The organism is Serratia sp. 506_PEND (assembly GCF_001076875.1).
GTDB classification, from domain to species: Bacteria; Pseudomonadota; Gammaproteobacteria; order Enterobacterales; family Enterobacteriaceae; genus Serratia; species Serratia marcescens.
This window is the reverse complement of the sequence record NZ_JVEL01000412.1, coordinates 18,177-27,269: the sequence shown is the minus strand read 5'-3', so window position 1 is coordinate 27,269 and position 9,093 is coordinate 18,177. Positions and strand designations below refer to the sequence as shown.

The window sequence follows — 9,093 nt, the reverse complement described above, 5'->3', positions numbered from 1 at the left end:
GAATTCGTGCTGCCGGCCTTCCCGACCAAGTCGCCCAACACCAACAAGGTGATCGGCGCGGTGCCGGACATGGCGGAGCGGCTGTCGCTGATCTTCCTCAACTCGCTATGCCAGCGCATTCAACTCTACTACCCGCCGGGCGCGCATATCGTTATCTGCTCAGATGGCCACGTGTTCGGCGATCTGATCCGCGTTAGTGACGAAGCGATCAACCACTATCAGCGCGAAATTGAAAACCTGCTGCATGAAGTGGGCGCGACGCATCTCAGCGTATTCAACCTCGGCGACGTCAAAGGCCTGGCTGAACATACCGATGATTACGATCTGCTGCGCCAACTGTTGGTGGAGGGCTATGCCGAATCGGAAGAGGCGATCAAACAGCAGTTGATGCAGGACGAACAGGGCCTCTTGCTGTACCGCGCCATCACGCGCTTCCTGTATGAAGACAGCCAACTGCCGGGCTACAGCGGTTCCAACGCCGCGCTGCAGAAAGACGCCAAACGGCGCGCCTGCGGAGTGATCCAGCGCAGCTGGGCCTGGGGCAATCTGCTGGCGCAGCATTTCCCGGCGGCGATCCGCCTGTCGATTCACCCGCAGCCGGTCGACAGTCTGAAAATGGGCATCCACATGATGCCGACCAAAGACGATTGGCTGACGCCGTGGCATGGCGTGGCAGCCAACGTGAACGGCCAGTTCGTGCTGATGAAGCGTAAAGACGCGCAGAGCCTGGACGGCGAATTGGTGGCGATCCGCGGCACGCCGAGCCATTACCTGATCGAACAACCGCAGATGGCCTGAGGCCGCTGCAGGCTTTTGCGCCCGAAATCCTGGCGGACGCGTTTTTGACGGCACGTTGCCGTGTGAGCAGCACATTCGATGCAAGGAGAATCACCGATGAATAACCAACCGCTTAATTGCCATATTCAACCGAATACCCCGTTTGGCGCGATCCTGACGCCGCAGCATCCGGGGCAAAAGATCGGCGAACTGCCGGTGGCAGCGCTGCGGGCGCTGGCGCAGGAACATCACTTGCTGGTGCTGCGCGGATTCGACTCCGGTTTCAGCGATGGGGAGGTTCTGACGCGCTACGCCGAGCAGTGGGGCGAGATCATGATGTGGCCGTTCGGCGCGGTGCTGGACGTGAAGGAACATCCGGACGCCAAGGATCATATTTTCGACAGCAGCTACGTCCCGCTGCATTGGGATGGCATGTATAAGCCGACTATTCCCGAATTCCAGCTGTTCCACTGCGTGGCGGCGCCGTCGCCGGACGAAGGCGGGTGCACTACCTTCGTCGATACCACGCGGCTGCTGGCCAATGCGGACGAAGCGTTGCTGGATCAGTGGCTGTCGGTCTCGATCACCTACCGTATCAAGCAGGTGGTGCATTACGGCGGTGAAGTCTGTTCGCCGCTGGTGGTGCAGCACCCGAACGGCAGGGGCTTGATCATGCGCTACAATGAACCGCCGACGGAAGGGAAAAAATTCCTCAATCAACATGCGCTGGAATATCACGGCGTGCCGGAACAACAGCAGGAACAGTTCCACCACACTCTGCAGCAGCATCTGTACGATCCGCGTCACTATTATGCCCATCAGTGGCAACGGGGCGACGTGGTGGTGGCGGACAACTTCTCGCTGCTGCACGGCCGTGAGGGCTTTACCGCCCGTTCCGCGCGTCATTTGCAGCGCGTGCATATTCAAAGCAATCCGGTGTGCGCCAATCTGGCGCTGAAGCCGGCCAACGCAGAAGCTTAAAAGGAGCATTATGGCAAGGATACTGATGGCGGCGGTCGCCACTCCGGGGCACGTCTACCCGATGTTAGCCATCACTCGCCACCTGATTGCCCAAGGGCATCAGGTGCGGGTGATGACCGGCGCGCTGTTCCGCGAACGCGCCGAAGCGGCTGGGGCGAGCTTCGTGCCGTTCGACGCGCAGGTGGACTTCGACTACCGCCACCTNATTTCCCCGAGCGCGCCGCGCTGCCGCCGGGCAACGCGCAGATGGCGCTGGCGCTGAAAGACTTCTTCGCCGCGCCGATCCCACTGTTGGATCGTCAGCTGCGTGCGGCCATCGCCGCCGAAAAGACCGATCTGCTGATGGTGGAGAACTGCTTCTACGGCGTGCTGCCGCTGTTGCAGTCCGCCGAACGGCCGCCGGTGTTCGGGATCGGCGTCACGCCGCTGTCGTATTCTTCGCGCGACGCCATTTTCTATGGCCCGCGCATCCCGCCGGCGCTGCTGCCGCGGGCGCTGACCCGTGAGCAGTTGGTGGATGAAGAAACGCGGGTGTTGCTTGATGAGGTGCAGCAAAGCTTTGATGCCGCGCTGGTGCAGGCGGGCGGGCGGCCGCTGAATCGCCCGTTCACCGACGCGTTGATCGGCGGCTGCGAGCGTTTCCTGCAGTTGGCCACCACGGCGCTGGAATATGAGCGTGACGATCTGCCGAGCGGCGTGCGCTTCGTCGGCCCGCTGCGCAGCGGCGGCCAGCCGGCGGCGGAAGAAACGCTGTGGGAGGCAGACGATGATCGGCCGCTGGTGATCGTGTCTCAGGGCACGCTGGCCAATGTCGATCTGCATCAGCTGATCGTGCCGACGCTGCAAGCGCTGGCGCATCTGCCGGTGCGGGTGTTGGCCACCACCGGCGGGCGGGCGACGGAAGGCCTGATGGACGCGCTGCCGGGCAATGCCAGAGTGCGGGAGTTCATCTCCTTCGAACACTGGCTGCCGGAGACGGCGCTGCTGATCACCAATGGCGGTTACGGCTCGATCAACTATGCGCTGGACAGCGGCGTGCCGCTGATTGTCGCCGGCACGGGCGAAGACAAACTGGAGGCGGCCGCGCGCGTGGTCGCCGCCGGCTGCGGCATCAGCCTGCACACCAGCACGCCGAGCCCTGAACAGATCCTGGCGGCGGCGACGCGCATTCTGCAGCAGCCGATCTATCGACAACGCGCAGCGCTGGTGCGTGAGGATTATGCCCGCCACGATGCGCTGACGGCGATCGCCAACGAAGTGGCCGCCATTACCGCCTGACCACGCTGTGATCCTTTCCCCAGGCGCCGTTTTCGGCGCCTTTTTTCTGCATTTTTTTGCCATGGAAACTGCATGATTATGTACAATCGTCGCAGGCCGCCAAATCGGTTGAATGTTAATCTCACGACAGCGCCGCTGATAAAAGCGGGGGAATATCATAATTTTCTAATTATGAAATGAATCCTCTGGCGACGCTGAAGCGGGGCAGTTACCCTGAATCGATAGCCTAATGGGATAGGCGTCAAATCAAGAAGAGAGCAAGCATGAGTGATTCACAAATCCGCATTGCGATTGCGGGCGCCGGCGGCCGGATGGGCCGTCAGTTGATCCAGGCGGTGCAGCAGGCGGAAGGCGTGGTGTTGGGCGCGGCGCTGTCGCGCCCGGGTTCAAGCCTGATCGGCGTCGACGCCGGCGAGCTGGCGGGCATTGGCGCGCTGGGCGTTAAGGTAAGCGACAGCCTGGAGAAAGTGGCGAGCGAGTTCGACATTTTGATCGACTTCACCCGCCCGGAAAGCACCCGGAGCTACCTGGATTTTTGCGTGGCGCACCACAAGGCGATGGTGATTGGCACCACCGGCTTCGATGACGCCGGCAAGCAGGCGATCCGCGCTGCGGCGCAGCATATCGGCATCGTGTTCGCCGCCAACTTCAGCGTCGGCGTCAACCTGGTGCTGAAACTGCTGGAGAAGGCCGCGCAGGTGATGGGCGACTACACCGACATCGAAATCGTTGAGGCGCACCACCGCCACAAAGTGGATGCGCCGTCGGGCACGGCATTGGCCATGGGCGAAGCGATCGCCGGCGCGCTGGGGCGCGATCTGAAAAACTGTGCGGTCTATGCGCGCGAAGGCCATACCGGCGAACGCGATCCGAAAAGCATCGGCTTTGCCACCATTCGCGCCGGCGACATCGTCGGCGAGCACACCGCGATGTTCGCCGACATCGGTGAACGGGTGGAAATCACCCATAAGGCTTCCAGCCGCATGACTTTCGCTAGCGGCGCGGTGCGCGCGGCGGCCTGGCTGCATAACCGGGATAAAGGTTTGTTTGATATGCGCGACGTATTGAATTTGGACCAGTTATAATTGATTTGCATACCATCGTGATGTGGTTGTATTGGTCATAATGCTATGATAATCGGGCAATAATTTTATTGTCCTTTTTTTTAACATGATAAATATCATGTTGGCTTTGTTTTATTGTCAAAGATGTTATTTATCTATATTTAATTTGCTAATCATCTCCTTTTTTTCCACTCTCGGCTTTTTTAGCGTCTTTTTTGTCCCATTCCGGCGCCGTTTTCCGTCATTCTTCCCCGCAACCGTTTTCCAGCCCCGGTTTTCTGTGTTTTTATCGGCGCTCAAGCCGCATGCGCGCCGAGAACTGCAAAAATAAAACAAAAAACGGCAGTTTGGGTAGACAAGCCAGGCACTCATCATTAAAATGCGCCCAATTTGCCAAAAATTGGCCTCGCGGACGGTTTTTGCATTGATTTAGATCGTGATATCTGAATTAATATGCAAATATTGTGATTGATTATTCCTTGGAGGGTGTTTTGATAAAGTCAGCGCTATTGGTTCTGGAAGACGGAACCCAATTCCACGGTCGGGCCATCGGGGCAGAGGGAACGGCAGTGGGGGAAGTGGTCTTCAATACGTCGATGACCGGTTATCAAGAAATCCTCACTGATCCTTCCTATTCCCGCCAGATCGTTACTCTTACTTATCCTCATATCGGCAATGTCGGCACCAATGCTTCCGACGAAGAATCCTCCGCAGTACACGCCCAAGGCCTCGTCATTCGCGACCTCCCGCTGATCGCCAGCAACTACCGCAACGAAGAAAGCCTGTCCGACTACCTCAAGCGTCACAACATCGTGGCGATCGCCGATATCGATACCCGCAAATTGACCCGCCTGCTGCGCGAGAAGGGCGCCCAGAACGGCTGCATCATCGCCGCCGATTCGCCGGATGCCGCGCTGGCCCTGGCCAAGGCGCAAGGTTTCCCGGGGTTGAAGGGCATGGATCTGGCGAAAGAGGTCACCACCCAAGAGGCCTACAGCTGGCAGCAAGGCAGTTGGACGCTTGAAGGCGACCTGCCCGAAGCCAAAACCGCCGCGGAACTGCCATTCCACGTGGTGGCTTACGACTATGGCGCCAAGCGCAACATCCTGCGCATGCTGGTGGATCGCGGCTGCCGCCTGACCGTGGTGCCGGCGCAGACCCCGGCCGACGACGTGCTGAAAATGAATCCGGACGGCATCTTCCTGTCCAACGGCCCGGGCGACCCGGAGCCGTGCGACTACGCTATCACCGCCATCAAACAGTTCCTGGAAACCGACATTCCGGTGTTCGGCATCTGCCTGGGCCATCAGCTGCTGGCGCTGGCCAGCGGGGCGAAAACCATGAAGATGAAGCTCGGCCACCACGGCGGCAACCACCCGGTGAAGGATTTGGACAACAACACCGTGATGATCACCGCGCAGAACCACGGCTTTGCGGTAGATGAAAACAACCTGCCGGCGAACCTGCGCGTGACGCACAAATCGCTGTTCGACCATACGGTGCAGGGCATTCACCGCACCGACAAGGCGGCGTTCAGCTTCCAGGGCCACCCGGAAGCCAGCCCAGGCCCGCACGACGCTGCGCCGCTGTTCGATCACTTTATCGAACTGATTGAGACTTACCGTTCTAACGCCAAATAATCAGGAGCAGTAAAAAATGCCAAAACGTACAGACATAAAAAGCATCCTGATCCTCGGCGCGGGTCCGATCGTTATCGGCCAGGCGTGTGAGTTCGATTACTCGGGCGCCCAGGCGTGTAAAGCGCTGCGCGAAGAGGGTTACCGCGTCATTCTGGTCAACTCCAACCCGGCGACCATCATGACCGACCCGGAGATGGCCGACGCGACCTACATTGAGCCGATCCACTGGGAAGTGGTGCGCAAGATCATCGAAAAAGAGCGCCCGGATGCGGTGCTGCCGACCATGGGCGGCCAGACGGCGCTGAACTGCGCGCTGGAGCTGGAGCGCCAGGGCGTGCTGGCCGAGTTCGGCGTTACCATGATCGGCGCCACCGCCGATGCGATTGACAAGGCCGAAGACCGTCGCCGTTTCGATGTAGCGATGAAGAAAATCGGTCTGGATACCGCGCGTTCCGGCATCGCGCACACCATGGAAGAAGCGCTGGCGGTAGCCGCTGACGTCGGCTTCCCGTGCATCATCCGCCCTTCCTTTACCATGGGCGGCACCGGCGGCGGCATCGCCTACAACCGCGAAGAGTTCGAAGAGATCTGCGAACGCGGCCTGGACCTGTCGCCGACCAACGAGCTGCTGATCGATGAATCGCTGATCGGTTGGAAAGAATACGAGATGGAAGTGGTGCGTGATAAGAACGACAACTGCATCATCGTCTGCTCCATCGAAAACTTCGACGCTATGGGCATCCACACCGGCGACTCGATCACCGTCGCGCCGGCCCAGACCCTGACCGACAAGGAATACCAAATCATGCGCAACGCCTCGATGGCGGTGCTGCGTGAGATCGGCGTCGAAACCGGCGGCTCCAACGTGCAGTTCTCGGTCAACCCGAAAACCGGCCGCCTGATCGTTATCGAAATGAACCCGCGCGTGTCGCGCTCTTCGGCGCTGGCGTCGAAAGCCACCGGCTTCCCAATTGCCAAGATCGCCGCCAAGCTGGCGGTGGGCTATACCCTCGATGAGTTGATGAACGACATCACCGGCGGCCGCACCCCGGCGTCGTTCGAACCGTCCATCGACTATATCGTAACCAAGATCCCGCGCTTCAACTTCGAGAAGTTCTCCGGCGCCAACGATCGCCTGACCACCCAGATGAAGTCGGTCGGCGAAGTGATGGCCATCGGCCGCACCCAGCAGGAATCGCTGCAAAAAGCGCTGCGCGGTCTGGAAGTGGGCGCCACCGGCTTCGATCCGAAAGTGAGCCTGGACGATCCGGAAGCGCTGACCAAAATCCGCCGCGAGCTGAAAGACGCCGGTTCCGACCGCATTTGGTACATCGCCGACGCCTTCCGCGCCGGTTTGTCGGTTGACGGCGTTTTCAACCTGACCAACGTCGACCGTTGGTTCCTGGTGCAGATTGAAGAGCTGGTGCGCCTGGAAGAGCAGGTGGCCGAGGCGGGCATCAACGGCCTGAACAAAGACTTCCTGCGCACGTTGAAGCGCAAAGGCTTCGCCGATGCGCGTCTGGCCAAGCTGGCCGGCGTCGCCGAGAGCGAAATTCGCAAGCTGCGCCACAGCTACGGCCTGCATCCGGTATACAAGCGCGTGGATACCTGCGCGGCGGAATTCGCCACCGACACCGCCTACATGTACTCCACCTATGAAGAAGAGTGCGAATCCAACCCGACCAACGACCGGCCGAAAGTGATGGTGTTGGGCGGCGGGCCGAACCGTATCGGCCAGGGCATCGAGTTCGACTACTGCTGCGTGCACGCTTCGCTGGCGCTACGTGAAGACGGCTACGAGACCATCATGGTCAACTGTAACCCGGAAACCGTCTCCACCGACTACGACACCTCAGACCGCCTGTACTTTGAGCCGGTAACGCTGGAAGACGTGCTGGAAATCGTGCGCATCGAGAAGCCGAAAGGCGTGATCGTGCAGTATGGCGGCCAGACTCCGCTGAAGCTGGCGCGCGAGCTGGAAGCCGCAGGCGTGCCGGTTATCGGCACCAGTCCGGACGCCATCGACCGCGCCGAAGACCGCGAGCGCTTCCAGCAGGCGGTCAACCGTCTGGGCCTGAAGCAACCGGCCAACGCCACCGTCACCGCCATCGAACAGGCGGTGGAGAAGGCGGCGGCCATCGGCTATCCGCTGGTGGTGCGTCCTTCCTACGTGTTGGGCGGCCGGGCGATGGAAATCGTCTACGACGAAACCGACCTGCGCCGCTACTTCCAGACCGCGGTCAGCGTGTCCAACGATGCGCCGGTGCTGCTCGATCGCTTCCTGGACGATGCGGTGGAAGTGGACGTTGATGCCATCTGCGACGGCGAGCGCGTGCTGATTGGCGGCATCATGGAGCACATCGAGCAGGCGGGCGTGCACTCCGGCGACTCCGCGTGTTCGCTGCCGGCGTACACCCTGAGCCAGGAAATTCAGGACGTGATGCGTCGTCAGGTGGAAAAACTGGCGTTCGAGCTGCAGGTGCGCGGCCTGATGAACGTGCAGTTCGCGGTGAAAGACAACGAAGTCTACCTGATTGAAGTCAACCCGCGCGCCGCGCGTACCGTGCCGTTCGTGTCCAAAGCGACCGGCGTGCCGCTGGCCAAAGTGGCCGCGCGCGTGATGGCGGGCAAAACGCTGGTCGAGCAGGGCGTGACCGAAGAAATTATCCCGCCGTACTATTCGGTGAAAGAAGTGGTGCTGCCGTTCAACAAATTCCCGGGCGTCGACCCGATTCTGGGGCCGGAAATGCGCTCTACCGGGGAAGTGATGGGCGTGGGCCGCACCTTCGCGGAAGCCTTCTCCAAAGCGATGTTGGGCAGCAACTCGGGCATGAAGAAACAGGGCCGCGCGCTGCTGTCGGTGCGCGAAGGCGACAAGGCTCGCGTGGTCGATTTGGCCGCCAGCCTGCTGAAGCAGGGCTTCGAGCTGGACGCCACCCACGGCACCGCGGTGGTGCTGGGCGAAGCGGGCATCAACCCGCGCCTGGTCAACAAGGTGCACGAAGGGCGTCCGCACATTCAGGACCGTATCAAGAACGGCGAGTACACCTACATCGTCAACACCACGGCAGGCCGTCAGGCGATTGAGGACTCCAAGCTGATTCGCCGCAGCGCCCTGCAGTACAAGGTGCACTACGACACCACGCTGAACGGCGGCTTCGCCACCGCGATGGCGCTGAAAGCGGATCCGACCGAGCAGGTGACGTCGGTGCAGGAAATGCACGCACGTATCGGCAAGTAACCGCGCGATAACGCAACGTAAGGGGCGCTGCAGATGCAGCGCCCTTTTTTATTCAGCGAATTTGTCGGCTGGCGTTAAAAATTTCCGCTATCAATCAGTGGGCAAACTGTCA

General features: G+C 60.5%; 5 protein-coding genes and 1 pseudogene. All 6 read left to right on the top strand.

Annotated elements, in window-relative coordinates:
- Positions 1-798 (top strand): L-tyrosine/L-tryptophan isonitrile synthase family protein (locus ADK28_RS15320; protein ID WP_048796022.1); only part of this gene is annotated, 798 nt, incomplete at its 5' end.
- Between the two features lie 96 nt (positions 799-894).
- Positions 895-1,758, top strand: a complete 864-nt coding sequence (locus ADK28_RS15315; RefSeq protein WP_048796021.1) for a TauD/TfdA dioxygenase family protein — start codon at positions 895-897, stop codon at positions 1,756-1,758.
- A 25-nt stretch (positions 1,759-1,783) separates the two neighbouring features.
- Positions 1,784-3,036, top strand: a pseudogene (locus tag ADK28_RS15310) (glycosyltransferase).
- 263 nt (positions 3,037-3,299) lie between these two features.
- A complete protein-coding gene (gene dapB, locus ADK28_RS15305; RefSeq protein ID WP_048796020.1) occupies positions 3,300-4,121 on the top strand; it encodes a 4-hydroxy-tetrahydrodipicolinate reductase in 822 nt (273 codons plus the stop codon).
- A 470-nt stretch (positions 4,122-4,591) separates the two neighbouring features.
- Positions 4,592-5,740 carry a glutamine-hydrolyzing carbamoyl-phosphate synthase small subunit gene (gene carA, locus ADK28_RS15300; protein ID WP_071525950.1) on the top strand — a complete coding sequence of 383 codons (1,149 nt, stop codon included), beginning with the start codon at positions 4,592-4,594 and terminating at the stop codon, positions 5,738-5,740.
- Between the two features lie 16 nt (positions 5,741-5,756).
- Positions 5,757-8,981, top strand: coding sequence for a carbamoyl-phosphate synthase large subunit (carB, locus tag ADK28_RS15295; protein ID WP_048796019.1), 3,225 nt, complete (start codon positions 5,757-5,759; stop codon positions 8,979-8,981).
- The last annotated feature ends 112 nt before the right edge of the window (positions 8,982-9,093 follow it).